Annotated in this window: 26 protein-coding genes; 2 read left to right on the forward strand and 24 right to left on the reverse strand. The window is 38.8% G+C overall.

Annotated elements, in window-relative coordinates; genetic code table 11:
- Positions 1 to 86 precede the first annotated feature (86 nt).
- From CK503_RS13465 to CK503_RS13555, 19 genes are all read right to left on the reverse strand, one after another.
- Positions 87 to 2,252, reverse strand: a complete 2,166-nt coding sequence (locus CK503_RS13465) for a bi-domain-containing oxidoreductase (protein ID WP_095607347.1) — start codon at positions 2,250 to 2,252, stop codon at positions 87 to 89.
- Positions 2,253 to 3,362 (reverse strand): Gfo/Idh/MocA family protein, encoded by a 1,110-nt coding sequence (locus tag CK503_RS13470; protein WP_176466316.1) that lies wholly within the window; start codon positions 3,360 to 3,362, stop codon positions 2,253 to 2,255.
- 27 nt (positions 3,363 to 3,389) lie between these two features.
- Complete coding sequence (locus CK503_RS13475) at positions 3,390 to 4,499, reverse strand: glycosyltransferase family 4 protein (protein ID WP_095607349.1); 1,110 nt, start codon at positions 4,497 to 4,499, stop codon at positions 3,390 to 3,392.
- A 21-nt stretch (positions 4,500 to 4,520) separates the two neighbouring features.
- Positions 4,521 to 5,345 (reverse strand): polysaccharide deacetylase family protein, encoded by an 825-nt coding sequence (locus tag CK503_RS13480; RefSeq protein ID WP_095607350.1) that lies wholly within the window; start codon positions 5,343 to 5,345, stop codon positions 4,521 to 4,523.
- A 26-nt stretch (positions 5,346 to 5,371) separates the two neighbouring features.
- Positions 5,372 to 6,244: a sulfotransferase family protein gene (locus CK503_RS13485; protein ID WP_095607351.1), complete on the reverse strand. Its 873-nt coding sequence runs from the start codon at positions 6,242 to 6,244 to the stop codon at positions 5,372 to 5,374.
- A 17-nt stretch (positions 6,245 to 6,261) separates the two neighbouring features.
- On the reverse strand, positions 6,262 to 7,161 hold the full coding sequence (locus CK503_RS13490; RefSeq protein ID WP_095607352.1) for a glycosyltransferase family 2 protein: 900 nt from the start codon (positions 7,159 to 7,161) through the stop codon (positions 6,262 to 6,264).
- A gap of 56 nt (positions 7,162 to 7,217) precedes the next feature.
- Entirely contained in the window at positions 7,218 to 8,531 is a 1,314-nt protein-coding gene (locus CK503_RS13495) for a hypothetical protein (RefSeq protein WP_095607353.1), read from the reverse strand.
- A gap of 49 nt (positions 8,532 to 8,580) precedes the next feature.
- The gene (locus CK503_RS13500) at positions 8,581 to 9,549 is read right to left on the reverse strand and encodes a glycosyltransferase family 2 protein (RefSeq protein WP_095607354.1); all 969 of its coding nucleotides are present in this window, start codon (positions 9,547 to 9,549) and stop codon (positions 8,581 to 8,583) included.
- 2 nt (positions 9,550 to 9,551) lie between these two features.
- The gene (locus tag CK503_RS13505; protein ID WP_095607355.1) at positions 9,552 to 10,373 is read right to left on the reverse strand and encodes a sulfotransferase domain-containing protein; all 822 of its coding nucleotides are present in this window, start codon (positions 10,371 to 10,373) and stop codon (positions 9,552 to 9,554) included.
- Entirely contained in the window at positions 10,367 to 11,575 is a 1,209-nt protein-coding gene (locus CK503_RS13510; protein WP_095607356.1) for an ATP-grasp domain-containing protein, read from the reverse strand. The genes CK503_RS13505 and CK503_RS13510 overlap by 7 nt, the downstream gene beginning before the upstream one ends.
- Complete coding sequence (locus tag CK503_RS13515; protein ID WP_095607357.1) at positions 11,572 to 12,672, reverse strand: DegT/DnrJ/EryC1/StrS family aminotransferase; 1,101 nt, start codon at positions 12,670 to 12,672, stop codon at positions 11,572 to 11,574. Before CK503_RS13515 ends, CK503_RS13510 begins: the two co-directional genes overlap by 4 nt.
- A 13-nt stretch (positions 12,673 to 12,685) precedes the next feature.
- Positions 12,686 to 14,122: a lipopolysaccharide biosynthesis protein gene (locus CK503_RS13520; protein WP_095607358.1), complete on the reverse strand. Its 1,437-nt coding sequence runs from the start codon at positions 14,120 to 14,122 to the stop codon at positions 12,686 to 12,688.
- Between the two features lie 106 nt (positions 14,123 to 14,228).
- The gene (gene rfbA, locus CK503_RS13525; RefSeq protein WP_095607359.1) at positions 14,229 to 15,098 is read right to left on the reverse strand and encodes a glucose-1-phosphate thymidylyltransferase RfbA; all 870 of its coding nucleotides are present in this window, start codon (positions 15,096 to 15,098) and stop codon (positions 14,229 to 14,231) included.
- A 122-nt stretch (positions 15,099 to 15,220) separates the two neighbouring features.
- Entirely contained in the window at positions 15,221 to 16,273 is a 1,053-nt protein-coding gene (gene rfbB, locus CK503_RS13530; RefSeq protein ID WP_095607360.1) for a dTDP-glucose 4,6-dehydratase, read from the reverse strand.
- Positions 16,270 to 17,397: a GDP-mannose 4,6-dehydratase gene (gmd, locus tag CK503_RS13535; RefSeq protein WP_095607361.1), complete on the reverse strand. Its 1,128-nt coding sequence runs from the start codon at positions 17,395 to 17,397 to the stop codon at positions 16,270 to 16,272. Before gmd ends, rfbB begins: the two co-directional genes overlap by 4 nt.
- A 123-nt stretch (positions 17,398 to 17,520) precedes the next feature.
- Positions 17,521 to 17,883 carry a four helix bundle protein gene (locus CK503_RS13540; protein ID WP_095607362.1) on the reverse strand — a complete coding sequence of 121 codons (363 nt, stop codon included), beginning with the start codon at positions 17,881 to 17,883 and terminating at the stop codon, positions 17,521 to 17,523.
- A gap of 420 nt (positions 17,884 to 18,303) precedes the next feature.
- A complete protein-coding gene (locus tag CK503_RS13545) occupies positions 18,304 to 19,263 on the reverse strand; it encodes a GDP-L-fucose synthase family protein (protein WP_095607363.1) in 960 nt (319 codons plus the stop codon).
- Between the two features lie 93 nt (positions 19,264 to 19,356).
- A complete protein-coding gene (locus CK503_RS13550; RefSeq protein WP_095607364.1) occupies positions 19,357 to 20,568 on the reverse strand; it encodes a Wzz/FepE/Etk N-terminal domain-containing protein in 1,212 nt (403 codons plus the stop codon).
- A 144-nt stretch (positions 20,569 to 20,712) separates the two neighbouring features.
- Positions 20,713 to 21,126, reverse strand: coding sequence for a four helix bundle protein (locus CK503_RS13555; RefSeq protein ID WP_095607365.1), 414 nt, complete (start codon positions 21,124 to 21,126; stop codon positions 20,713 to 20,715).
- Between the two features lie 1,540 nt (positions 21,127 to 22,666).
- On the opposite strand from CK503_RS13555, the gene CK503_RS13565 reads away from it, so the two are divergent.
- Both CK503_RS13565 and CK503_RS13570 read left to right on the forward strand, forming a co-directional pair.
- The gene (locus CK503_RS13565) at positions 22,667 to 22,960 is read left to right on the forward strand and encodes a nucleotidyltransferase family protein (RefSeq protein WP_095607367.1); all 294 of its coding nucleotides are present in this window, start codon (positions 22,667 to 22,669) and stop codon (positions 22,958 to 22,960) included.
- On the forward strand, positions 22,947 to 23,282 hold the full coding sequence (locus CK503_RS13570; protein WP_095607368.1) for a HepT-like ribonuclease domain-containing protein: 336 nt from the start codon (positions 22,947 to 22,949) through the stop codon (positions 23,280 to 23,282). Before CK503_RS13565 ends, CK503_RS13570 begins: the two co-directional genes overlap by 14 nt.
- A 511-nt stretch (positions 23,283 to 23,793) precedes the next feature.
- Here CK503_RS13570 and CK503_RS13575 read toward each other — a convergent pair.
- The 5 genes from CK503_RS13575 to CK503_RS13595 form a co-directional block, all read right to left on the reverse strand.
- Complete coding sequence (locus tag CK503_RS13575) at positions 23,794 to 24,093, reverse strand: type II toxin-antitoxin system RelE/ParE family toxin (RefSeq protein ID WP_095607369.1); 300 nt, start codon at positions 24,091 to 24,093, stop codon at positions 23,794 to 23,796.
- Positions 24,084 to 24,266 carry a hypothetical protein gene (locus tag CK503_RS13580; RefSeq protein WP_095607370.1) on the reverse strand — a complete coding sequence of 61 codons (183 nt, stop codon included), beginning with the start codon at positions 24,264 to 24,266 and terminating at the stop codon, positions 24,084 to 24,086. Before CK503_RS13580 ends, CK503_RS13575 begins: the two co-directional genes overlap by 10 nt.
- Before the next feature lie 964 nt (positions 24,267 to 25,230).
- Positions 25,231 to 25,566: a type II toxin-antitoxin system PemK/MazF family toxin gene (locus tag CK503_RS13585; RefSeq protein ID WP_095607371.1), complete on the reverse strand. Its 336-nt coding sequence runs from the start codon at positions 25,564 to 25,566 to the stop codon at positions 25,231 to 25,233.
- Complete coding sequence (locus CK503_RS13590) at positions 25,560 to 25,817, reverse strand: AbrB/MazE/SpoVT family DNA-binding domain-containing protein (protein ID WP_095607372.1); 258 nt, start codon at positions 25,815 to 25,817, stop codon at positions 25,560 to 25,562. Before CK503_RS13590 ends, CK503_RS13585 begins: the two co-directional genes overlap by 7 nt.
- Positions 25,818 to 26,456: 639 nt before the next feature.
- A partial coding sequence (locus CK503_RS13595; protein ID WP_141239941.1) for an IS3 family transposase occupies positions 26,457 to 26,963 on the reverse strand: 507 nt, incomplete at its 5' end.

A 26,963-nucleotide genomic window follows, 5' to 3' on the forward strand; every position in this document is an offset into this window, starting at 1 on the left:
TCTCATGGAGATTCTTTGGCTTCACTTCGTTTCGCTCAGGATGACATCAACGTTGTTCTAAAGTTTTCCTCTGCGTCCTCAGTGTTCTATAAACTAATCCACTTGCCTTGTTTAAGACTTTCGATAGCAGCAAAAGTGGCACGGGTTGTGTTCACAATTTCATCAAATGGTATCAAAGGCTCCCCACCCTCTTGCCAGCATTGTGTTAACAACTCAAATTGCTTGGCATGTCCCTTATCCTGCTTGGTACTCAATATTTTATTACTCAGACTAAAAAAACTATTGTCAAAACCGTAAGCATAGAGCTTGCGGAAGTTATCCATAATTAGGTTTTTCCCTTGGTGATAGACCTCAACCCGTTCCTTGGAATAGGATTTATTGCCATTAGCGAAATAGTTGATCACGCCCAGTGAACCGTTCTCATATTTCAGGTGAATAGAAGCATTATCTGTATTCTCTTTCGGATTCTCACCCATCGCATGCATACTCACTTCTGTTACCTTTGATCCGGTCAGGTAGGTAATCAAATCCACATAGTGACACGCTTCTCCTACAATACGTCCTCCACCAACCTCGGGATCATGGACCCAAACATCAGCAGGAATATGCCCCGCGTTCATGGTAGCAATCACATTCATCGGACCCGGTTGCTGCCCCAGCAGTTTTTTCATCTTTTCGGCGTGGGGAGAAAAACGACGGTTAAATCCAACGGTAATAGTATTCCCGGTTTCCTCAACTGTTTCAATAATTTCATCCAATTCCTCTTGTTTTAGCGCCAGTGGCTTCTCCACAAACACCTGCTTTCCAGCCTTTAAGGCTTGTACCGTCATTCCCGCATGTAGGTTATGGCGGGTTGTAATTAATACCCCCTCCACTTGATCATCGGCCAGTACCGTGCCCAGATCTGTCGTACTATTTGGAACATCATATTTTTTAGACAGCGTGGTTGAGGAAAGACCACCAGAACTGACGATATATTTTACATCTGCCCCGGCATTATCGAGTGAAGGCATAATCATCGCCTGCGTGAAGTTGCCTGCGCCTATTACGGCCATCGTACCCGTCCCCCCCTCAAAAGAAACATCATTTACTTTAATTGTTCTATTATTTTTCTCTGCGCTCTCTGTGTATTCCTCAGAGTCCTCCGTGTTCAATGGATACTCCAAGATAGAAGCAATGCTATCACTCCCATCCATATCCCCATAAATCTGCTCGTAATCCTTCAGCGGCACCCTTTCGGTGATCAACGACTCCACATCCAATTGGCCCTTTTTCATCGCTTCCAGCACAGACTGAAAGTTCCGTTTTTCGGTCCATCGTACATACGGCAGCGGATAGTCATTGCCCTTCTGCTCATATTCCTCATCGTATCGACCCGGTCCATAAGAACAACTTACCTGAAAACTCAATTCTTTTTCATAAAAGTCAGACCGGTCGATATCCAACCCGACTACCCCCACTAACACAATACGCCCGCGCTTGCGACTCATATTTGCCGCTTGTTTAATCACAGCATTGGACTTCGTACTGGCAGTAATCAGTACCGCATCGGCGCCAACATTATTGGTTTTTTGCTCTACAAACTTCACGGGGTCTTGTTGACCTGAGTTGATGGCGGTGATCCCGTACGACCGCGCCTTTTCCACTTTGTCGGGATCAAGATCCAGACCAATAACATTACAGCCGTTTGCTTTTAGAATTTGGGCAGAAATAATTCCGATTAAGCCAAGCCCTAATACCACCACCGTTTCGCCAAAAGTAGGTTTTATAAGACGAATGCCCTGCAGGCCGATAGCCCCAACTACGGTAAACGAAGCCTCATCATAAGAAACCCCCTCGGGGATTTTAGCCACAAGATTTTTAGGCACAGCCACCACTTCGGCATGATTGCCGTTGGAGATCACGCGGTCACCGACCTGAAATTCAGTAACTCCCTTTCCTACGGCAATTACTTCTCCCGCCTGGCTGTAGCCCAGCGGCAGTGGGGTATCCAACTTACGGAATACAGCCTCGAGGGTTGGCTTGATGCCATCGGTTTTCATTTTATCGATAACCTGTTTGACTTTTTCAGGCTGCTGGCGGGCTTTCTCTAATAGGTTGGCCTGACCAAAATTGACCAGCATCTTTTCTGTGCCTAAAGAAACAAGGCTCCGTTGTGTTTTGATAAGAACTTTTCCTGCTCCTACTCTCGGAGTAGGGACTTCCTCTAATATCGTTTCTCCTGATTTAAGGTCTTGTATAATTTGGTACATTTATAAACTTCTTTTCAATGTAATTTCTTTCTCTGTTTCTACGTTTCTAACCATTTCAGCAATATGTAGCATCAATTCTGTAGAAGCAACGATTTCATTTAAATCCCTATTATCATTCCGGAATGGTTGCATCACAGACCGTTTATGTCCCACATCTTTTGGCCAATACCGCTTTTTAGTCAGCTTCTCTTCATTCCAAACAGTCATCCTTCGAAAATCATCGATCTTGGCTATCAGCGTATCATATTGAAAGTTAATCGTTTCATTGATTCCTTCAAAAGGTTCGGAGCGGGCTGATATCGTTATAGAAGTTAGATCTCCAATATCATTAGTAATCGATATCGTAATATTGTCATCCGGTTCAGATATATCAGAATATGCAATCTGAACAATATACTTTTTAGGAATATGATCTCTCCAATTATAGATATGAATCATTAAATCTATCCAGTGGCCAACATTGCCACAAATACGGGTACCTTCTTGGGGATTGCGATACCAATGGTCTTTTGGTATATCATGAGCCGAAATAAAACAATTCAATGTAAACCGTCCTTCATCCGTATGTAATTCATTATATCTATTCCTTAAATCTGCAACTGAAGGTGAATACGGACGGTTATATCCTACATAAAAATCGTTATTCGACTTTTTTAGCACTTCTAACAAACGGTCAAATTGTTCAAAAGAGACCGATATCGGTTTTTCAGAGAATACGTCTATCCCGTTATTTAAGAATTTAATAGCATACGGGGTATGGGAAGCATGGTTGGAGGCTATATAAACCAAATCTTCTTGATTACGATTATAAAGCTCGTTCTCTTCATCCAGAACCTCTGGGATACTATAGTATTCAGCCAGTGTTTTAGATTTCTTTTCATCAATATCGTAACAAAAAGAAAATTTATTTATCCATCCTTTGGATAAATAATATGCAATTGTGGAAAACTGAAATTGCCCGCCCCCTACTAATCCGATACTTGGCTCTTTTCTGAGATATTTTGGATTAAAAATATTAAAGCTTCTAAGCCTACCTGAAACTTTATTGATAGTTCTACCTATTCCATAGATAGAAATATATCTTAAAACTTTTTTTATCCTTTTTTGCAAAATATTATTTCCCAGTATGCCCTTTTATTATGCTACAGTTTCAAGAAATTGCAATGTCTTCTTAGAACATCTTTCCCAATCATAATTCTGTGCGAGCCGACAAGCTTTAGTACCTAACCTCTCTCTTAGATTTCTATTATTCATCAATTTCATTATTGCTTCTTTCGTTTCTTCTATCGATAATGGATCAAAATAGATTCCAGCATCCTTTAACATCTCCTCCATTGAACTTTTATTGGAACAAGCAATAGGTAATGATGATGCCATGGCTTCCAGTAAAGTCATACCAAACGTTTCACAAGTTGAAGCATAAATAAAGGCATCATTTTTCTTATAGTATTTAGGAAGCGCTTCATAATCAACCGCACCTTTCCAATCCAATTTGTCGCTTAAAATAGGATAGTCCCCTATAACTTTATTTAACTTTTCCTCTGTTCCATTATATGAGTGACCTATTAAGGTAAGAGTTATGTCATATCCATCATTATTTAATTGCGCAACAGCTTCGGCAACTTTCCATTGATGTTTATATAAATCTAAACTCGATACGTACAATAAATTAAAAGTATTATTTATCTTGTATTCATTTCTGAAAAAGAAAAAATTGGTATTTACACCATGAGGGATAATAGCAGAAGTATTCTTCCCATCTTCAATTAGTTTTTTTGTTACTTTTTCACAGTATTCATTTAAGAAAATAACGCCATCTGCCTTCGTGTAAGCTTGTATATGCAAGAACCTTAAGATAACTACTCTAATCCATGCTCTACTAAAAAAATATCTGTTTACTTCTTCCATTTCGAGTGGTAATAAATTGCGACACATCGTAACTACTTTTCCAGCGCCCGATACATATCCCGTACCAGGTATAAAAAGTAACGTATCTTCATCAAGAGATGGTTTTAAAACAAATTGCCGCCATAAAAACCGATGTAAATATCCTTTGTTTAAAAATCTGTGAGACTTTTTATTTAACCACTCTTTACCCGGAAGCTTATCCAAAGTTTTTTTCGGTGCCCATAATAAAACTTGGACAAAATTATATTTTAAAGGTTCAGTATGCTTTATGAATTCTCTTAAGTGAGTAAGACCACCACCAGATATTATATTAGAAGCATCAATCACTAACTTCTTCATTTATGGATAATTTCCTTTTGATTAGCGCCAGTTCTTGCTTCCATCCAACATTTTCGAGCTAAAATATCTGTAATCTTCATAACCATTCATTTTCTCAATAAAATCCTGCAGTGTTTCTTCACTCCTGCATTCACATCTTGGTAAAGCAAGATAATCTTCTTGCTCCAAGTTGACTTCATCCCATATAGTTGTAACTCCGAACTTATAACCAGCTTTCTCTAATACTTTACCTGTTTGAGAATTAAACGCTCCCTTTTGACCGTTTGGATAAGAGAATGAAACTACTTCCGTATCCAGATACTTTTCAATCAAAAATTTACTTTTGCGTAATTCTTCATACAATACGTCTTTTGATTGTCCTAGTAAAGCCGTAGCCATTTGATGAGATTGCGTGTGACTCCCAATTTCAAAACCGTTTTCTACCATCTCATTCAGCTGTTTCCAATTCATCATTCGCCTATTCTCATATAATCGATGCCCCTTATTTGAAGATAAATTATCTTCTTTTGCAATATAATCTGTCGCAATAAAAAAAGTTGCGGTAAGTCCAAGGTCTTTTAGAATAGGAAATGCAAACTCATAATTATCAAGATAACCATCATCAAATGTTAAAACTATCCATTTCTCCTGATCAGACATCTTCGGCAATTGGTTTAGGGATATAACCTTAATATTATGCCTAACCAACCATTCCATTTGACTTCTAAATACTTCCGGGTGGTGGCTCATCGTATGAGTCGGATGTATACTGTGATAATATAAAATCCTGTTTTCCCAGTTGTTTTTCCTAAAACTATATAGCCACTTAAAAAAAGATTTAGATTTTTCTTTTAAAGAAATATTCATTCCAATTTTGTTTATCAACTCAGATACTAATCCGTATCATCAATTTCCAAATAGTTAATACCAGTCAGTATTTTTAGCAGTTTCAAATCATCTCTAAAATAATTTTTTAATTCTTTTCGAAAATCTCCCGTTAATTCCTTACCACTTCCTTCTCTTTTAAGGTTTAATTTATGAATACCTAAGCTTTTATGAATGCCTAACCTATGCTTCAGTTGAGAAAACTTTTTGATTATATATTGTAATGATGTTGACCTAACTCCTTTACGCTTGTTATAAACTTTAAAAGTCATTTTACCATCATAGGGGAGCTCTAAGAAATCCAACACTTGTTTATATACCCTGAGAGTATTCTTTTTCATTTCTCCCAATGTTATAATATGAACTTGCGAAGGATCAACTTGGCTGTATAATTGTTCGATTTGGCTTCCGATTTTGCACCACTCTCCATAGGCTAAAAGTTGTGCGTCTTCACAATGTTTGGGAATACCAATCCCTTCCTTTCTTTCCTGCTGACGCCTCCAAGCCTCTTCCATCTCCTTTTCTTCCCTCAATGAACGCAACCTTTCTTTATATAGCGATTGAAAGAGATCAATGGGATGTCTAAGCATTACTATGAACCTGGCAGATTCATTATATCTTAATATATCTGGCACTGCTGTTTTTGAAAATAGATAATGCGTTGAGGCCTCACCAATTATCTTATGTTGTTTACTTACATCTTTAAAAAGATTTTCATACTCCCCCAAGTCACTAATCTGCTCTTTCATCTTAATATTTTTACTAAAATAATATGGTTCCTTCAACGGACTCATAAAAATATTTTCATGCTCAGCCAGATAACTGGCTAATGAGGTGGTACCACATTTAGGGGCTCCTATTATAAAGAGATTAGGTTTCATTGTATCACCTTTATCAATTATAAATTATTCTTAATCTCTTTTTTCCTATTTCCTATGAAGGGTTTAATAAAATGGTCATAAACTAAACCAACATATGGAGTAAAAAAAATAATGGGAAATAAAAATCCACCATGCTTTCTAAGAAAATAAAATCGATGACTTAATGACTGGTTTTTTATGGAAAGTAATTTCCGCAATCTTTGAATAAAGGGTAGACTTCTATCTTTCCAAGTACCTTCTATAGGGTTTCGGGGACATTCTCCTACATAACCCGGGGCTACCCATATCTTATAACCTGCTTTTTTAGTACGTAGCGCATAATCATGATCGGCACCACCATGGTCAAAGTTATTATCCAAATTGCCTATTCTATCAACAATTTCCTGAGGCACCAACACCACATTTCCCCAGAAATTATCAGCTTCTTTAACGTTTTCTCCAGGCTCAATTGGTTCAAACTTCAACGGATGCCAGTAGGATGTTTTAATCGATGCTCCATATGTCCATTCCCCCGTATCTGGATCGCATAAACTTCCTACAACTATACCAGTGTTATTTTTTTGTTCATGATCTCTATATACTGCTATTAAATTCTGAAGAGCATCGGGATATAAAATCGTATCATCATTTAACCATAAATATAAATCAAATCCCTGGTCCATTGCAGCAGCCATAGACTTATGCATGCCACCAGTCCAATATAGTGACCCATCTCCCTTTAAAATATTTACATCAGGATAGTTTTCTTTTACTGCCTCAGCTGTCCCATCATTACTTCCATCATCTACCAGATAAACTGTTAATTCAACATTGGGGAGGTCACTCTGGGCAAATAAACTATCAAGACAAGCCATTGTTTTTTTTCGCCTATTATGACATGTCATTAAAACAGCTATTGTTTTATTAAAATCATTCATACACTTTATTCTAAATTGGATATGGATATTTTAAGCTGCATTAGAGTTATGCAGAATTAAATATTATCGTAATTCATTTTATTACACTTAGTCATATTATTACTGCTGGCAGATGAGGTTTTTTGTATAAGGAATTTATTACCTAAAAAAGAACAAACCGACAATAAAATTAATGCTCTTGTAAAATCATTTGAAGCAAAAATATTCCCTTTGAAATGGGCAATAAGTAAAAGTAAGATTATAGAAATGGAGAAAAACTTTGTTTTATTTATAAACTTTACCAAAAGCATAAAAAAGGACATAGCAAATAATAGTATGAAAATGCCCCCAAAATAAATATACTGTATATATCCTATATCAGATTGACCGTATAATTTACTCGCTCCGGCAAAGACATATTCTCCTGTACCAAAAACCAACTGGGAAAGTTTATTTGGGAAATGCCAGTGTTCTCCAATCAGTATATCCAGCACGCTTTGGCCCGTTGTTCCAGAGATACCTAAAGCAAGTTCGAAGCCGGTAATTACCCACCTGAAAGTAGAGTTAATACCAATCAGCGATTCTCTTATTTGTGTATAATAAGAAACAAATAAGATTCCCCCTATTATTATTAAGAAACTAATGCTTACCAGCTTCCTTACATTTTGTGAAAAGGTGATGTAGTATGCTATAAACATTATAGGAAAAACAACAAGGCCAATTCTTGCATTGATCAGAATGCTGACAGTTATTAAAAAGACATACAATAGGTATTTGGGTTTGAATGTAGACTTTATTGCTTTATCTACTATAAGAATAATGCTTAAAGACTGGAACAAAGGGAGGCTAAATAGAAACCCACTACCTATGCCGAACCCCCTAAGTCCAAAAAGAGCTTCATCGACAACCTTTTCACCCTGGTAATCAAGTATATCGAGAAAGATTAACTCTTTTAGGCCAGGTAAAACAAACATTACCAAAGCAAAAATCGATTGTAAAACAGCTAAATTTATAAAAGCATTGTATAAAAAATCCTTACTCACTCTATTCTTGTTTAGAAAAACGAATAACGGTAAGGCCACAAAGCACACATCAAATAACAAATAAGCCCACACCCGCCAAAAACTATTGCTTCTATATGCAGACCCAAGCAAAACATCATAGGATAAACTATACATTATTAATACTGCCGTAACAAATAACAGAAAGGATAACTTTAAGCTTTTGTTTACTAATTTTGAGATGGCCCCTAAATTTAAAGCAGAATAAATAATACCAATAACATACACCATAAAAACCAACCTAAACCCTCTGAATACGGGGTTATAGATATAAACAAATAATAAGCTAAATAAAGCTATATATAGTATTTTTCTCTTATCTATAACCATAAAAAAATGTGTTCAGAGAAAGTTGTTTGGGAGGAAATTCAAAAAGATGCTATTTGATATACTTTTCAATAAAATTACTAAAAGCGATAAGATAAAAGTTTATATTTAAAGCTCTCTTTATAGGGTGGTCTTGGCGTATTTTTTTCCATTCCAGTTCATGAATTATTTCTTTTTTTCTCTTTTCAATTTTTTTATGATACCGGAATTCAGAATAATAGTCGAAATACGTTAAAACATTTATTAGATACTGGGCAAACATCCGCGCATCTCCGCCACTGCTTATGCCCGTATTATTTTTTCTATAAACGCTCATGGTATCATTTAAACAATAGAATGGTCCTTTATCAGCTAAGATCAACTGCAAAGCATAGTCTCCACCAAATAAATAATTGATCCATCGGGGTATTTCCAAAAAGCGTGACCGAAATAATATACTCTGGGTGGGGACAAACCAGGGTCCTTTTATCAGCTCTTCGATATTATATTTTCTGTTTTCAAGCTTTCGAAACAAGTGGGGACTTTTATTCCCATTCTCATACATAACTTTTGAATTATGGAAACACAAAGAATATTCGTTATGCCTCTCCATAAACTCTACTTGCTTTTGCAGTTTTAACGGATCCGTCCAGTAATCATCACCCTCACAAATTGCTATATATTTACCCCGGGCATTGTGTAAGTTATATAAGAAATTAAAACGACCGGAAGGACGATTCTGAATTTGAATATTGTTTGCCCTTTTGTGTAAAAAAAGTCTGATTTTTTCGGGATACTTTTTAGCATATTCGATACAGATCTCTCTTGTACCATCTGTTGACGCATCTTCTCCCAACAGAATTTCAAAAGAGAATTCAGTCTCTTGCATTAAAATGCCTTTTAAACAATCCTCAATATAATTAGCATGTTGGTAGGTATGCACACTGACCGAAATAATTGGTTCTTTCGGCACATTATTGGAGTAATGTTCAACCGATACTTTTTGGAACTTATTTTTAAACTCCGTAAAGTTCATCTTCATAACTATGATTTCGAGATCTCCAACTCAAAGTATTCTGACAGCTTGACAAAACGCTCATCATGTAAAACCTCATTAATTATAGATGGGGGTAACTCATTTCTCCATTCTTGGCCAGATTTCTCTTTTCGATAGACATCATATGGATCATCAGAGGCCGTTCGGGTGCTTTCTATTAAAAAAGATTTTGTTTGATCCGTATATCTTAATCCCGAAAAATTAAATAGTTCCTCTATAATTGAAGCAGGATCTTCTAAAAGGGTTTCATACACAACCGGTTTAAATTGGTCCGGATACTGGGTTTCCAGTTTTCGGAACATTTCGGTTGCGTGTATCCATTGCTCAAACCCGTAAAACTCATGTATTCTCTTATTTTTTTTGTCGGCATATTGCCATTGCTCTTCAATATCCCATTCTTCATTAAATTCTTTGGGGGCCTTCATCCATGATTTCAATACACCACAAGGGTGGCGTATGATACCGATAACTTTTGTGGACGATTGTTGAATAAGATTTTCAATAATATTTAAGTAACGCACTTCCTTCCATACCAAATGCGTAATTTTTTCCTTCTCAAAATCCGGGGTTGTATTTCCGCTAATGTTTTTTGTTTGGCAGACAAAGCTATCATCAGTCGAAAGTAACTCCTCATAAAACTCCTGAATATCTTTGGACGAACTATCTTCCGAAAGAAACCCATCAAACGAATAAGCAAATATAGGCTGATACCGATAGGCTACATTAGGTGAACTGTTATAGATCTGTCCCAACCATGAGGTACCTGACCGAGGAACACCAAAAATAGCAACTTTTTCCAAATTCAACATGCCTCAACATTCACACTTATGTAATTATTCATATTATCAAGATATTCCACCATTTCACCATGTACTTCAAACCGTAAAATAAATGTACCTAACGTATCGTGTGATCCATCAAACTTCTGTACAGCATCTCCTTTGTCTACCATAATATTCTGTTCGACAATATTTGGAACTATCTCATCACTGATAACTATATTTTCTACAGTTCCAGTTTTACGAGCATGTAAAATATAAGAAGAATAAAATCCCTTTGTATCCACCTGGTTCAAATCAGAACAATCTTTACCCAAGGCTCCTTCTACAGCATATTTTATAAGATCTATGTCAGTGGCATACCTAATAACTTCCGGAATCAAATTCCCACCGCTTCTCGGGCCAATTTCAATAATATAAATTTTGTCATTCTGATCTAAAATAAATTCGATATTCAAACCACCAACCTTCATATCAAGCAGGGACATAATGCGATCAATCTGTTTTCTGGCTCTTTCCTGAATTACTTTATCCCCAACATAAGGGAAGCTAATACCTACCGGTACGTGGGGATGGCACTCAAAATCATTATGCTGAGTACCAAAACAACTAAAGGCTAAATGACCATCCCAAACAAAACCATCTCCATCCATTTGATAGGACCTCTTCTCAATAAACTGCTCTACTACGACCTCATCAGAAAGTGAAAATTCTTTGGCTTTTGCAAAAAGAACATCAAATTCATCAATGGTTGCCAACTTGCTTACCCCCTTTGAACCTGACGAATCTACCGGCTTAACAATGATATGTTTGAATTTATCTAATAGATAATCAGCATACCGTTTTGCTTTATCCCTTTCTTTAAAAGAATCTGATTGAGGAACATTGAAATCATGTTTTCTTAGAAACTCTCTAAACAAATCCTTTCGCTGTAGGGTTAAAACAGAACGATACGGATTACCAGGCAACCCTAACTTTTCAGACACATATGCTGCCGTTGGCGCCCCGGGATCAGAGGCATAAGATAATATTCCATCGATATTAAGGGCTGATGAAAGTTTTAAAATCTCATCTTTTTTTATTGTACTTACATTATGATACTCATCTGAAAACTCATGTCCGGGGTTATCCGGCTTGTAATCAGCCGTTATAACATAATATCCAGCCTCTTTCGCATATTTTATAGCCGGCACCTGAAAATGGCTTGCCCCAAGCATTAATATCTTCTTCATACAAACTGGAACGTCTTTTTAATCGTAGTTGCAATATTTTGCTGTTGCTCTTCCGTCAAATCATGGTATAACGGCAAACATAAAATCCGCTGGGATATATCTTTTGACACTTCCACTTTTCTGCTATCTACGTACCCAAGCTCGGAGAGACTGGGGTAAAAATACCTGCGGGGAGCTATCCCAGATTCTTCTAATGTGTCTTTTACATTAATAGCCACTTTCTCGCTTTCAAATATGGCAGGGTAGTATGAATAGTTAAAATCTACGTTAGAACTAACCGTTAACCCTTCTATTTTTAAACCACTCAATAGGTTTTGATAATACAACCACTGTTCCTTTCGTCGTTCTATAACTTTTTCTATGTATCGCAAATTAACGATTCCCATTGCCGCATGGAATTCCGAATTCTTCCCATTAATACCCACTCCTTCAAAGTTACCCGGTCCGGCATGCCCAAAGTTTCGCATGCGCTGCACCTTATGATTAATCTCCGCATCGTTGGTAATAATAGCTCCCCCTTCCGTCGTATGAAAGAGCTTGGTTGCATGAAAACTGGCCGTGCTTATATCTCCATAGCTATAAACTGATTCTCCTTTATATTCCGTCCCAAAGCAATGGGCTGCATCATAGATAACCTTCAAATTATATCGGTCAGCTATTTCCTGTATGGCATCAATATCACAGGGATTACCAAATACATGGGTAGCCAATATCCCGGTCGTTTCATCGGTAATAGCCTCCTCTATCAAATCAGGATCGATATTAAGGGTGTCCGGGTCAATATCTACAAATACCGGTTTGCACCCTTCCCACACGATACTGCTGGTGGTAGCCACATAGGAAAAGGGAGTTGTAATAATTTCACCTTTTAACTCCATTACTTTAATAGCAATCTGCAAAGCGATAGTACCATTGGAAACATAGTTCAGATGGGGTACTCCCAAATATTCTTTAAGCTCCTCTTCCAAACGCTGTACCAACGGACCGTTATTCGTCAGCCAGTTGCGTTCCCAAACCTCATTTATCAATGCCTCATACTCCTCCCTGGGAGGCAAAAAGGGTTTTGTTACCGGTATTTCTTTTCGATTTTTGGACATTTTTAAAATAGTCTTAAAACAATTTGGCTACTAAATTTCTTGTATTCTGATACACTTCTCGGTCAAATAATTTTATCAAACAAACATATAACACTGTACCAATAACTAAATCAGCTAAAATTACTAATAAATCTATAGAAGGCAACCAGTTGTTCAATACAAAAAGTAATAAGCCTCCCAAAATAGCAATTAAGACAATCTTGCTAATATCCTTTATTTGCTCAAAAACCCCATAATTAATAAATAATCCACTGTAAAAACTGTTTATTCCATAAGCAATCGTTGCTGTAACAGCCCTTAAAATAACCAAAGCCAATACTGAATACTGTACAGCAATTACTATCCCAATCACTCCAATCACCTTTTTAATAATTTCCAGTTTTAAAAAAAGGTCACCTCTTCCCTTTACTTTTAGGATATTAAGATTATACGCATTTAATGGGTAAAAGAACCCTGACACGCATAACCATTGAAAATAAGGAACTGCAGGCAACCACTTATCGGTAAGAACAAAACGAAACAGGGGTTCCGCTATAACGATGGCTCCAATCATTACCGGTGCAATTATAAATACTACCTGCCTAATAATTTTTTTGTAAGCCCTCTTCAAGCGTTTATCATCATCCTGTATTTCCGAAAGTACCGGGAAAGTTACCCGACTTAGAGCTTGAGATATATTTTGGACAGGCAACTGTTTAATTTTATTTGCCTGCGTATAAAATCCAACCTGTGCAGTGGAGAAATAGCGCCCGATAACTACCTCATAAATGTTTTTGTAAATAGTATTCAATATACCGGAAGCCATCATCTTTCCGCCAAAATCGAAAAGCTCCTTCACACGTTGCCAATTAAAGACCCAAATCGGCTTCCATTTTGATTGTATCCAAACCTGAATAGAATAAGCCGTTTGATCTGTCAATTGCTGTATAACAAGACTCCAAACACCAAAGTCCATATAAGCTGCGCCAATTCCTGTAGCCCCACCCAATAAAGTTGATGGCAGCTTGGCGATCATTAGCTTTTTAAATTGAACCTCTTTTGTCAGCTTGGCAATCTGGACCATTGCAAAAGCAGCAATAATGAACTTCAATCCCAGCACCCGGATGAGTTCAATGAGAATAAGCTCTCCATAAAATGAAGCAATTAACGGTGCTGTTACGTACAATATTCCATAAATAACAACACTGACAATAAGGTTTATGTAGAAGACCGAAGAAAAATCAACTTCATCGGCTTCCTTTTTCTGGATAAGCGCTTGTCCAAACCCACTGTCGGTCAGGCTTTGACTTACAGCAATAAAAACAGCCAGCATCCCCATCAGACCGAATGCTTCAGGCGTGAGGATACGTGCCAACACGACAAATATTATCATCTGCATGGCTTGTACACCAAAGCGCTCACTAAAAGCCCAAACAAATCCGGATAAGGTTTTATCGGTAAGTGATGCCATCCAGATTATCTATCGGTTAAGGTAAAACTATCACAGTATGTAAAAGAACAGAAATTACACAAGAACAAAAATTTTTGGGCAATAAAAACTAAATACGGACAATACATTAATATTGTGAAACCAATTTTCTAAGATATTCGCCGTAGCCGCTTTTTTTAAGTTCACCCGCCTTTTGCAGGAGCTCATCTTCAGTCATCCAGCCTTTGCGCCAAGCTACTTCTTCGAGACAAGCAATCTTAAGTCCTTGTCTCCTTTCAACAATTTCAACAAACTGTGATGCTTCAAGCATCGCATCATGCGTACCGGTATCCAACCATGCATATCCACGTCCCAGCACTTGTACATTTAGTTCACCCCATTCCAAGTATTGCTGGTTTACTGAGGTGATTTCCAATTCGCCGCGATCTGATGGCTTTACGTTTTTGGCTATATCAACTACCCGATTGTCATAAAAATAGAGTCCGGTTACCGCAATATTGCTCTTGGGCTGATCCGGTTTTTCTTCGATACTTACTGCTTTCTTGTTATCATCAATTTCTACTACTCCAAATCGTTCAGGGTCACTTACCTGATAGCCAAACACAGTGGAACCTGAAAAATTTTCAACGGTCTTTTCAAGTTTTTTTCGAAAGCCTTGCCCAAAAAAGATATTATCCCCTAAGATAAGACATACATCCTCATCGCCAATAAAATCTTCACCGATCGTAAAAGCCTGGGCCAAGCCTTTTGGTTCAGGTTGCACCGCATAGGTCAATTCAATGCCCCAGTCAGAACCGTCACCTAATAAATTTTTAAAATTATCTTGATCATCGGGAGTTGTAATTATCAATATTTCCCGGATCCCTGCCAGCATTAATACCGACAAAGGGTAGTAGATCATCGGCTTATCATATACCGGTGACAGCTGTTTGGAAATAGCTTTTGTTACGGGGTATAACCTTGTACCCGAGCCTCCTGCGAGGATAATGCCTTTCATATTATTTTAGTTTTTAATTTAGTTTGAAAAGTACTTCGATATTGGGTGCTCATCTAATAATAGTCATAAAGTCAAAGGTCGCAGGTCTAAAGTCGACTTTCGACATTCAGACCTTTGACTATTTAAGTTGTGCCTAACCTTTCCAAATCATAGTTGTTGCTTGTCACCGTTTCACACCAATCAATATTATCTAAATACCACTGAATGGTTTTCTTAATGCCACTTTCAAAGGTCTCTTTAGGCTTCCAACTAAGTTCGTTTTTAATTTTGGAAGCATCAATAGCGTACCGAAAATCATGGCCCGGACGATCCGTAACAAAAGAAATTTGTTCTTCATATCTCCCATCATTTTTGGGCTGTAACTCACCCAGGATAGCACAGATTGTTTTTACAACTTCAATATTCTTTTTCTCATTGTGCCCGCCAATATTATAGGTTTCTCCGACTACTCCTTCTTGCAATACTTTACATAAAGCCCGTGCATGATCATCCACATAGAGCCAATCGCGAACATTTTCTCCCGTTCCATAAACTGGGATATCTTCTCCTTGCAGAGCTTTTAAAATTACTACCGGGATTAACTTTTCCGGGAATTGATACGGTCCGTAGTTATTCGAACAATTAGTTATTAAAACAGGAAAATCGTACGTATGATACCAAGCCCGGACTAAGTGATCGGATGAGGCCTTACTGGCTGAATAAGGAGATCGGGGATCATACGGGGTTGTTTCTTTAAAGAAACCATCTTCTCCAAGTTCTCCGTAGACCTCATCAGTAGAAACATGCAGAAAACGAAACTGCTCCTTTTTCTGCTCAGTTAACCCTTCGAAATACTCTTTGGCAATTTCAAGCAGATTGTGAGTACCCACAATATTCGTTCGAATAAACTCCGCCGAACCGTCAATAGAACGGTCAACATGTGATTCCGCTGCCAAATGCATTACGGCATCGGGCTTATACTTTTGAAAGACATTTTTCATTACATCTGTATCACAAATATCTGTCTCGTCAAAATGATATCGAGGAGAATGATCAATCTCCTGCAGATTTTCTAAGTGTCCAGCATAGGTAAGCTTATCTATATTAACAACGGTATTAGCAGTTTCAGTAATTAAATATCGAATGAGAGCAGATCCAATAAAGCCTGCCCCTCCCGTTACCAGAATCGTTTTCACTGTATTTTCTCCTTATTTATAATTTTTTCTAAGTCTTTTTCCACCATTTCCTTAACCAAATCATCAATAGAATATTCAAACTCCCATTCTAATTGTTGTTTAGCTTTTGAAGCATCTCCCAGAAGTATCTCCACTTCTGTAGGACGAAAATACTGGGGATCAACTTCGATTATTGTTTCACCGGAATTTAATATTAAGTCGTTGAATGGTTGAGATGTGGAGTCTTTAAATTGTTCTTCATCAATGGAGTCAATAATACCTTTTTCGTTAACCCCCTCTCCTTTCCATTCGAGTTCGATGCCAAGATGACTAAACGCCATTTCGCAAAACTCTCTAACTTTTGTGGTCTTACCAGTCGCTAAAACAAAGTCTTCAGGTTCTTCCTGCTGCAACATGAGCCACATACCACGTACGTAGTCTTTGGCATGCCCCCAGTCGCGTTTGGCATCAAGGTTTCCTAAAAATAATTTCTTCTGTTGTCCTGTAGCAATACGTACCGCAGCACGGGTAATCTTTCGGGTTACAAAGGTTTCTCCCCTCCGTGGTGATTCGTGGTTAAATAGGATTCCGTTTACTGCAAACATATCGTATGCTTCACGGTAGTTTCTACATATCCAATAAGCATACAACTTGGCTGCTGCATAAGGCGATCGCGGGTAAAAGGGGGTATCCTCATTTTGCGGCATTTCCTGTACCTTACCATACAGTTCGGAGGTTGATGCCTGATAAAATTTGGTTTTGTTTTCCATGCCTAAAATTCGAATAGCTTCCAGCATTCGAAGCACCCCCATCCCATCAACATCGGTGGTGTATTCCGGGGATTCAAAGGATACTCCCACGTGGCTTTGGGCGGCCAGATTATATACTTCATCAGGCTGGGTTTCCTGGATAATCCGGGTAAGATTGGAAGAATCGGTCATATCCCCGTAGTGCAAATAAAACGGTAGCCCTTCGTAGTGCGGGTCGTGATATAAGTGATCCACTCGATCTGTTTTGATCAAACTTGCACGTCTTTTAATCCCATGGACTTCATATCCTTTGTCAAGTAGTAGTTCTGCAAGATATGAACCATCCTGTCCAGTTACTCCTGTTATTAATGCTGTTTTTTGTTTTGATGCACTCACGTTGTGTTTTATTTGGTAGTTAATTACTTATTGCTTGAATTTTATTGGATTCTTCTGTCATAATGTTGAATCGTTGAAGTGTTGAGTTGTTTAGGTTTTTCAAAGTTTAACCAGTTCAACAACTCAATAATTGTCCGTTGCCTTATGCAGCCTATTGATCATCGAAGTCACATGTTCTATTTCACTTCTTAGTTCTTTATATACTTCTTCAGACAGAAAATCCAGATCCTTACTTATTATTAATTGATTTAATATCTCGACTGCTGAACTATACGCCATTATATAAAACCGAGCCTGGTCCTTGTTTGAAGTTCTCGAAGAACCTTCTGCCAAATTTGAACTCACAGAAATCGAAGCTCTTCTCAGCTGAGTGACAAGACCAAACTTTTCTGTTGGTGGGAATTCAGAGGTGATTTGATAAATCTTCACCGTAAAATCTTTTGACTTCTGCCACACATCCAATTTCTCAAAACTAAACTTTCCCATATCCTCAACATTTCAACGGTTAAACACCTCAACAACTCAACTATTCTATGCTCGTCAAACAGAAATTTCTCCGTTTTTATTTTGTCACATTCAATAATTTTGATTAACAGTTCTTACCTATTTTACGATTTAAATTGGACATAAGAATTTTGAGCAGAGGCTAAAAGATACGTTTATGCATTTTATACCGATGATCAACTTTTAGCTATTTCCATTAGAATAAGGTTCATTAAAATGCATGTATCTGATGGCCGAAGCCGAATTCAAAATTCTAAGTCTTGATCTTTTCGTCACTTTTGTATCAAGACAAAAGTGACACTACAAATCTTTAAAAGAACAAATTTCGGAGGAGTCATCCCCCATTGCCCCCTTCGACTGCACCTACTGCTTTTCAGTCTGAAAGCACCGTAAGGGGGACACTTAAGATTCAATATCTACTTCCTTAATCTCATCCAAATTCTCTAAAAACCATTCATACGTAGCTCGTATACCATCTTCCATCTCAATATTATACGTCCACCCCGCCTCAGTCATACGACTGACGTCCATCAGCTTTCGGGGCGTACCGTCCGGTTTTGAGGTATCCCAGTTTATGTCTCCTTCATGTCCTACTATCTCCTGGACTAAAAGTGCTAATCCCTTTATGGAAATATCTTTCCCGGTACCTACATTATACAGATCGTATTCCATTTCATTATTGAGGGTAAAGAACACCGCATCAGCCACATCATTTACATGCAGGAATTCGCGTCTGGGAGAACCAGTACCCCATAAAGGTACAGGCGCATGCCCATTTTCCTTAGCCTCATGAAATTTACGGATCATTGCCGGCAGAACGTGTGAGGTTTCCAAGTCAAAATTGTCGTTTGGACCATATAAGTTAGTCGGCATCAGCGACACGTAATCGTGATCGTATTGCCTTCGCAGGGCATCTACCATTTTTACCCCCGCAATCTTAGCAATGGCATACCACTGGTTCGTCGGTTCCAGCGAACCGGTAAGCAACGAATCTTCACTCATCGGTTGCTCCGCATGCTTGGGGTAGATACAGGAACTGCCCAGAAATATCAGTTTATCAACCTCTTGCTCATGGGTAGAGGATATAATATTATTTTGTATTTCCAGATTTTCATAGAGGAACTGCCACGGATACTCCTTATTGGCCATGATTCCACCTACCCGGGCTGCGGCATCTATGACTATGTCTGGCTTTTCTTGGTCAAAGAAACCCTGTACCGCTTGCTGATTACGAAGATCAAGATCAGAGCTCGTTCTATAGACAAGGTTTTCATATCCCTCATTTTTCAGCTTACGCTTTACGGCCGAACCCACCATACCCCGATGTCCGGCAATATAAATTTTAGAATCTTTAGTTATCATCTCGAAGCTTTAATTTTTAAAAAGGAGATTCTGAAACAAGTTCAGAATGACACACTACCGATTAATCTCTTTTGCATAAAATTTGAACACTTCTTACTTAAATCTAACCTTCTCTTGCTTCCACCAACTACTAACCAGCACCCAACCCAGGCTGATGATACCTCCCAGCATTCCGGAGACAATTAGAATCAACAGTCCCGAAGTATTATCCTCCAACGGTACGCTCACCGGTTGCAATACCGAAAGCACCGGGGTTTCTTCTTGCAAATCCAGTTTCGCCTGTTCCTCTCGCTGGGAAAGGGAGTTGTAGAGATTAAACGTCAAGTCGTACCGTGACTGCAGTTCCTGCTCGCGGCTCTGTGCCTTGGCCGTCGCCAGGTTCAGGTTGCTGTCTCGAAATTCTGCCAACTGTTGTTGGGCTTCCTCAAATCGTTTCCGAACCTCCTCAACCTGTTCTCGGACAAACTCCAAATTTTGGCGTGCTTTCTGCGTCCGGTATTCCTTTACACTCTCTTTAAGGAGGTTAATACCAACCCGTCCGATTTCTGCCGCCGCCTGTGGGTCGGGAAATTCTGACGTCAACGTTAAAATACCGGTTTCCTGGTCCACCGATATGGATAGTCGTTCCCTCAGTATTTTTACCGTTTCCATCTGCTCTCTGTTCAACTTCAATACCGAATCACGATCCACCTTTTTAGGCAGGGGGGATACATCCTGTTCTTCTGCCTTAAAAAGCCCGATAATCTGTCCGGGCAAACCAATGGTAAACTGCCTCGCATATCCCAAAACTGAGGGGGAATGAATCCCGCTAAAAAAGTCATGTACCGTAGCCGTGGTATCGTACTCCGAGAAATAGACTTCAGTATTCATTAGCTCCACCTGGTAGGGCAAACTTTGTACAATATTCGGGTAGAGCTGCGGGGGTATAGAACCTTCTTGTCCACCACTCAATTGACTGCCACTGATACCCAACATACCCCCGTACTGCTGCAGCAACCCGCTTGCCCCGCTTTGGGCTGATTGTGTTTCGGGCATAAGCGTGGCTTCGGTAGAATATTCTTTGGGGCTGAATAGGGCGATGAGTAGTCCCAATACTAAAAAAGCCCCGGTAATTTTTACAATTTTTTCGCGGGCGTCCCAGAAGGTCTGCGCCAGCTCGATAAGGTCGATTTCGTCTTCTTCTATGGGCTGGTAGCCGTATTCGGGAGGGGCGCCGTAATAACCTTGAGGGGGAGGGGTGTGTGGCTGGTGCCCTTTCTGGGGTTTGGGGTCGTGATGGTCGCTATGTGGATTTTCGTTGCTCAGCTTTGTTCTATATTAGTAATTTGTATTCTAATTTCTGATAAGTAAAACGTGATTCGATTGTATACTTGTTGAAGGTTGAAGGTTAAAAGTTGAAGGTTAACCTGCAACGTTCAACATGTAACCTGTAACAGGGGTTTTACCTCTTTAACAAGATTTATATTCAACCATCGCTTCCTTAATCCGGTCATTCGAATCATAGTTCTCAAGGTAATCTATAAAACGTTTAATCTTTCCGGATATTTTCGTGCTTAAGGTATATAATTTTTTGAACTTTTCCTGATCAATATAATTACAATCCAGGGCTACATAACAAACGGATCGTGTTTCTCCGCATGATGCTTTTGCTTGTCCGAGGTAATTGATAAATCGTTTCACTGTTCTGCTTTCAAAACCTTCAGCTATGTTATTCATAATTGAGACTGAGGAACGTCTTATCTGATCTTTAAGTCCATAATCTTTGGCAAACTTGTTATCAGAGGTAACCTCATAAATCATATTAACCAACTCTCTGGCCAGCTTCCAAATCTCTAAATCTTCAAAACGCTCAACGGTCGCCATAAGTTTATTTATTTGTTGAAGGTTGAACGTTAAAGGTTGAAAGTTGGAGCTGATGCTAAGAAACTAACCTCTAACCTTCAACTTGTAACTTTCAACAGGTGGTTTCGCCATTGCGCCTCCTCTCAACCTGAATCTCAGTTCTCAACCTCAATACTCAGCGTTTCTCTAATTAAAAATTAAAAATAGATAAATGAAAAATGGGTGTGCCCTTTACTCAAGATCTGCTTGATTTTAAGAATGCTAAAAGTAATGAAATAATAGACTTTAAGAAAATTTAATAATGAGGTTTTAATCGAGGTATTAGATGATCCACAGTAACCTCTTATCCTGTGATATAACCATCTACTAATACGGTTTCACCATGTTTCACAAACCAGGACCTGTCCCTTTCTTCAAAATAAGGAATTTGTGCTGCCAATTGGATGACTAATCCTCTTAATCTTATCCATCTATTAAATCCCGGTTCCCATTTTTAATTAAATTATTTAAGTGTCTTTTTTTATTGATGTTGTCATGGCATTTATTTTTTTGTAATCAAAGGTATGGGAGTCTATTTTTTGTCACCAAAAAACAGACGAAAAAAGTGCTGTGGGAATTGTAGATTAAGCTCTTTTTATAATCGACAATTAATTTATTGCTCTTCATCGCTCAGTGCTTTTTTGTTTTGCTTTCCCGCAATTCCCCCAGACCCCCGGGTTTTTAAACAGTAAAGTGAATACAAGTTTCAACCTTCCGGCATAACGAATTCTGTTCGGTGGTCGAGGCTGCCAAGGATAATTCTAAACCGGTATCTCACTTTGAAGTAACCTACTAATTGGAAGGACCATTAGAATTATCCCAGCCGAAGACCAAAGTGGGTACAGAATTCTTAGGCGGCGACTTTTACTACGTTTTTTGGTCGTTCAAAAAACGTAAAAGAAACCAGCAATGGATTTATCTTTTTTTGTGAGCCAATAGAGGCTTACTTTTTTGAATGAGCAAAAAAGTAAAAAAAAGCTCACCGGGGGAATCGTTGATTTTGTTCTGGATAAATCCGTTAGCTCACATATTGCTCTGAATAGTTCAAAATTATTACATCCTTCCCGCGATTTCCCCAAACCCCCGGTTGAACAAAACCGTAAAGTTCACATTCCTTTGGAGGGATATCTGGGCATAAGAATTCTGAAGTGGAGACCTGCCGGGTGAGGTGAGCAATTCATACCGGCCTTATGTTATAACTGGCACGATAGTTAAAGGACCATTGAATTGCTCTTACCCAAAGGTTGGAGCTGTATCAGAATTCTTCGCCTTGATTTTTTACAAGCCTTTTGTATCAAGACAAAAGGCGGAAAAAATCCCCTTGTCCTTCGCCCACAATTCTTATGTCCGGTTTTAAGTCCTCTATATTTATAGGGAAAGAATTTGCCTCCTATACGAAGTACATCATACGGAATAGAGGGGCAAACAGCTGGCTTTAGGGTCTAGTCCTGCCAATTTGATAATTTTCGTATCTTTTTTATTCACCAAAGAACTTTTCCTACAAATTTATTAGCTTCTATTTATGATTACTGAAGAACAATCACATACCATTCTAAAAACATTGGAGCCTTACAAGCCCATCAAAATTGGTGTGTTCGGTTCACAAGCCCGTTCAGATGCTAATGAGCAAAGCGATCTCGATTTGCTCATCAATGTAAAACAACCGCTCAACCTTTTTGAACTTATTGAGATTGAAGAAGAGTTAAGTAAACTTTTAGATATTGAGGTTGACCTTGTTACGGAACAATCTGTTAACAAACATTTAAAGCCATATATCGATAAAGAGATAAAATATATTCTTAATGAAACACAATAAGGTATATTTATCGAATATCCTTGATGCTATTGACCGTATCTTGGATTATACAGAAGGGATTAGTCAAAAAGAGTTCAAAGAAAATAATATGATTCAAGATGCGGTAGTACGTAATTTTGAGATCATTGGTGAAGCCACTAAGAATATTTCTTCTGACCTTAGAGATGAGAATAAACATATCCCCTGGAAAAACATGGCCGGCATGCGAGACAAATTAATCCATAATTATATGGGTGTGGATTTAGATGCCGTTTGGAACACTATACATGATATCCTACCCTCACTTCGTAAAGATATTTCTGACTTACTAAATAAAAATTGAGCATGAATATTCCCCTCTGGAGAGGGGTGGCCCCGATACTCGGGGTCGGGGTGTGTTTCGCTTTATTATAAACTATGGTATCCGTCATTTTTGTCAACAAAAGATCCACAAAGGGCCTGTTTCATTTTTGGAACGATGCAAAAACGGAACCCAAAAACATCGCCGGCTGAGAATTTTGTGGTCGGCAGGTAGGAATTTGCCACTACGGAGTATATCGCATCCAGTAGAGGGATGAGTAAAATAACTGGCTTTAGCCGATCTTGGGGGTCAATAAATTAGCCCTCTCCCGACGGATTGGGATTGCGGGCATTAACGGACTGTTTCTTATACCAGGAAATAATTCATAACTGAGTAAATGCTTTATCCAACCACCCCTACGCCTCTCCTTTCTGTAAGGAGGGGATCATTCGTGCCTTCAGAAACCCGGCATTAGGGTTGTGAGGGAATGCATATGCGGTTGAACGGTGAGGGTCAGAATGTTTTGTCTGAAAATAAATCTACTAAGTTAACATCATGACTGCACAGAAATATATCGATCAATATCCAATGCACCGTGAAATACTCCCAAAATTATAATGTTTTGTTCTCCCAATAAATAGGCAATACGATAATGACCATATAAAAGAATACGAATTTCGCCTTCCGGTTCATCACGATATTTATATCCTATCCTGGGATGTTCTTCCAATATTTGAGCCCGCTCATAAATACCAGCGATAACTTCCGGAGCTATCTTCTCATTGTCTTTTGAGATAAAATCAAAGATTTCTTTCAGCCATGTTTCAGCTTCATTCGTCCATGTTATTTCCATGTCCGAATTCTTTTTCCCATATCTTCATTAGAAATTGTTTTATCTTCTCTCAGATCTTCTAACCCACGATTAATCATTTCTTCAAAAACAAGTTCCCGCATAATCTCTTCATAGGTAGCATCCTCTGGAAAGGATTCAATAACTTTTTTCATCTTTTCTTTCACTACTGACATTTCAACCTACCTTTTTTAATAGTAACAACTTTTCCTGTTCGTTTATTTTAGTATATGAATATCTATTAAACTTGTCTATTTAACAATTTGCTCGCTTATCCTCATTTCAATAATACTCACATTACCTGATTTTCAGCGCTTTGGATATAATGTTCTTGCCTATTTTTTGTGACCAAAGAGGGACTTACTTTTTTGAATGAGCAAAGGATTATGATATTCATTTTGCCGCGCCCCGAGCATTCGGGGGGCTTGATCCAAAACGAACCAAAAGATCAAGATCCTCCGTGGAATCCTCCGATTAATCGGAGGGCTACTTTGTAGCATTCCACAGGACGGACTTAGAATTGTGAATCCGGCTTCGGCCCTTTGGTGTGAGTATTTCGATGATCCTTTTACTGTTGTGCTTATTTCCTAAAGAATTACCGGTGCGAAATACTCTTTCACACCCTGTCAAGCCTTCGCTCACAATTCTTATGCCTACTTTAAACCGTGAAGTAGATACAAATCTTGGCCCCTCCTTGCTTGCAGGGAGGGGTGCCGAGGGACGAGGCGGGGTGGGTCAAAACGTTGCTCATGAGTACAACTCACTTATAACTTTGTGGGACTGTAAACCGTCCTCCATCACGAATTAAAAACAAAGATTTCTCCGCTCCGGCTTGAAAACCCACAGCCTCCGGTCGAAATGACATCTTTATAAATAAGCAGTCCTGCTTTGTTACTTTGTCGCTCAAAAACTTAGTCACCTAATTACTCGGGGCACGCAAAGGGGGGACTTCACAGTGCCAACCTCACAAGTTCAATCCAACATCGAGCATCAAACTTCCAACATCATACACCGTCCACAAACAACCGTCGTTGGTCATCCATCTTCCGTCAATCTGCAACTTAATTACTTAGTCACCTCATCACCTAATTACTCCATCCCCAAATCAATGGTCATCCGGCTATAGCCGTAATATGCATGTTATAGTGAAAACATTTCTTGAAGTACATTTAGCGTCTTATCTTGGGCAGAAGAACTAATAGTTCCCAATTTTTTTATTAGACGTTGTTTGTCTACTGTACGAATTTGATCTAAAACAATTTGGCCCCGCTTTTTTTGAAACGTTGTAGTAACCCTTGATGGATAATTTTTAACTGTTGAGGTCATCGGAGCAATAATGACCGTTCGAATATGCCGATTCATTTCATCAGGCGAAATAACCAGGCAAGGACGTGTTTTCTTGATTTCCGAGCCTTGTGTTGGATCAAGAGAAATTAAGTAGACGTCGAAACGCTGAACAGATTCACTTTTTACCATGTCCACTCAGTTTTATCCCACTGGCTTGGCGCTTCAACACCTTCTTTGTCAATCAATTGGTCATCATTTTCTTCGGCCATTTTCTCAAAAGCATTATCCCAGCCTTTACGGCTTTGCTCGGCAGAACGCAGGATGATCTTATTGTCTTTGAGAATCATTTCTATTTCTTCAGATAGCCCGATTTCTTCAATGATGGGCTTAGGTATACGAACTCCCTGTGAATTCCCAATACGAATAAGTTTTGTTTTCATATCACTATGGATTAATAATGTTATACAATAATGTAATTACAATATAAGTACCATGCAACGGATGGAATAGGTTTTTAGTGTGCAACCTACTTACACTGATCTTAATATTAGTCCTTCGCTCACAATTCTTAAGTACGGGTTATAACCGTAAAATAAATACAAATCTTAGCCCCTCCTTGCTTGCAGGGAGGGGTTGGGGTGGGTCAAAACGTTGCTCATGAATACTACTCACTTACAAGAACTTACAAACACACCCCGACCCCGAGGATTCGGGGCCACCCCTCTCAAGAGGGGATTTTCCCATGCCAACTTCAAAGGTTTTTAATCTTACCAGGGGTTAGAGGCGAATCACGGGAAACATACTTCACGATTTAAAACCAATCCAGCATTACGAATTGTGTACGAAGGTCAAAGGATACGAACGTGCATTTTTCACCGGTTCCCAATGTATTACCTGACAAATGCTTATATGGACCATTAAAATGCACGTATCCTACAGACTATAGTTGGTTTCACAATTCTAAAGCTGGTGACTTTTTTGATTCGTTTTTTGGTCGCTCAAAAAATGAATGCCATAGTTTTAATCGAGAAAATTATGGTGGAATTGCAACAAAAAAGTAGACAGTGGGTTAAGGTAGATCATGCGGCTTTGTTATGTGTTAGTTGTCGGGCGGCTTGGATCGGTGTCTGATAATTCAGGGCCGAATGGAGCCGTTTTCTGTTGTACCAAAGGTCAATAAATGTGAAGATAGTTGTTCGTGCTTCGCCATAGCTGCTAAAGGGGCGATCCATCTGCAACTCAGCTTTGAGTGTTTTAAAGAAACTTTCGGCCGGAGCGTTATCCCAGCAGTTACCTTTCCGGCTCATGCTTTGGGTCATCCGGTTTGTTGCCAGCAGCCTGGTAAACTCCCCACAAGCATACTGGATACCACGATCGGAGTGGAACAACAGCGAATCCGTCGGTCGGCGTCTTGCCAGCGCCTGTGTCAAGGCTGCAACAGAGGTGGCTTTGGCCGAAAGGGTTCGGCTAAGATTCCAACCTATAATTTGTCGGTCTCCCAAATCCATCACCGTGGTAAGGTATAACCATCCCCCGCTACTGGGCAGGTAGGTAATATCGCTCACCCATACGGTCCCAAGCCCCGA

This window comes from Fodinibius salipaludis (genome assembly GCF_002287075.1).
In the GTDB taxonomy this organism is placed as follows: domain Bacteria; phylum Bacteroidota; class Rhodothermia; order Balneolales; family Balneolaceae; genus Fodinibius; species Fodinibius salipaludis.

What these genes read in the sequence shown, in the direction of transcription:
- CK503_RS13555 (WP_095607365.1), bottom strand. Translation starts at nt 21,126, where the DNA reads ATGGCGACCGTTGAGCGTTTTGAAGATTTAGAGATTTGGAAGCTGGCC.
- CK503_RS13575 (WP_095607369.1), bottom strand. Translation starts at nt 24,093, where the DNA reads ATGGAAATAACATGGACGAATGAAGCTGAAACATGGCTGAAAGAAATC.
- rfbA (WP_095607359.1), bottom strand. Translation starts at nt 15,098, where the DNA reads ATGAAAGGCATTATCCTCGCAGGAGGCTCGGGTACAAGGTTATACCCC.
- CK503_RS13500 (WP_095607354.1), bottom strand. Translation starts at nt 9,549, where the DNA reads ATGAAGATGAACTTTACGGAGTTTAAAAATAAGTTCCAAAAAGTATCG.
- CK503_RS13590 (WP_095607372.1), bottom strand. Translation starts at nt 25,817, where the DNA reads ATGAAAACAAAACTTATTCGTATTGGGAATTCACAGGGAGTTCGTATA.
- CK503_RS13480 (WP_095607350.1), bottom strand. Translation starts at nt 5,345, where the DNA reads ATGAATATTTCTTTAAAAGAAAAATCTAAATCTTTTTTTAAGTGGCTA.
- CK503_RS13520 (WP_095607358.1), bottom strand. Translation starts at nt 14,122, where the DNA reads ATGGCATCACTTACCGATAAAACCTTATCCGGATTTGTTTGGGCTTTT.
- CK503_RS13570 (WP_095607368.1), top strand. Translation starts at nt 22,947, where the DNA reads ATGAAACACAATAAGGTATATTTATCGAATATCCTTGATGCTATTGAC.
- CK503_RS13510 (WP_095607356.1), bottom strand. Translation starts at nt 11,575, where the DNA reads ATGAAGAAGATATTAATGCTTGGGGCAAGCCATTTTCAGGTGCCGGCT.
- CK503_RS13495 (WP_095607353.1), bottom strand. Translation starts at nt 8,531, where the DNA reads ATGGTTATAGATAAGAGAAAAATACTATATATAGCTTTATTTAGCTTA.
- CK503_RS13485 (WP_095607351.1), bottom strand. Translation starts at nt 6,244, where the DNA reads ATGAAACCTAATCTCTTTATAATAGGAGCCCCTAAATGTGGTACCACC.
- CK503_RS13490 (WP_095607352.1), bottom strand. Translation starts at nt 7,161, where the DNA reads ATGAATGATTTTAATAAAACAATAGCTGTTTTAATGACATGTCATAAT.
- CK503_RS13515 (WP_095607357.1), bottom strand. Translation starts at nt 12,672, where the DNA reads ATGTCCAAAAATCGAAAAGAAATACCGGTAACAAAACCCTTTTTGCCT.
- CK503_RS13545 (WP_095607363.1), bottom strand. Translation starts at nt 19,263, where the DNA reads ATGATAACTAAAGATTCTAAAATTTATATTGCCGGACATCGGGGTATG.
- CK503_RS13505 (WP_095607355.1), bottom strand. Translation starts at nt 10,373, where the DNA reads ATGTTGAATTTGGAAAAAGTTGCTATTTTTGGTGTTCCTCGGTCAGGT.
- CK503_RS13475 (WP_095607349.1), bottom strand. Translation starts at nt 4,499, where the DNA reads ATGAAGAAGTTAGTGATTGATGCTTCTAATATAATATCTGGTGGTGGT.
- CK503_RS13585 (WP_095607371.1), bottom strand. Translation starts at nt 25,566, where the DNA reads ATGGTAAAAAGTGAATCTGTTCAGCGTTTCGACGTCTACTTAATTTCT.
- CK503_RS13465 (WP_095607347.1), bottom strand. Translation starts at nt 2,252, where the DNA reads ATGTACCAAATTATACAAGACCTTAAATCAGGAGAAACGATATTAGAG.
- CK503_RS13580 (WP_095607370.1), bottom strand. Translation starts at nt 24,266, where the DNA reads ATGTCAGTAGTGAAAGAAAAGATGAAAAAAGTTATTGAATCCTTTCCA.
- CK503_RS13540 (WP_095607362.1), bottom strand. Translation starts at nt 17,883, where the DNA reads ATGGGAAAGTTTAGTTTTGAGAAATTGGATGTGTGGCAGAAGTCAAAA.
- CK503_RS13565 (WP_095607367.1), top strand. Translation starts at nt 22,667, where the DNA reads ATGATTACTGAAGAACAATCACATACCATTCTAAAAACATTGGAGCCT.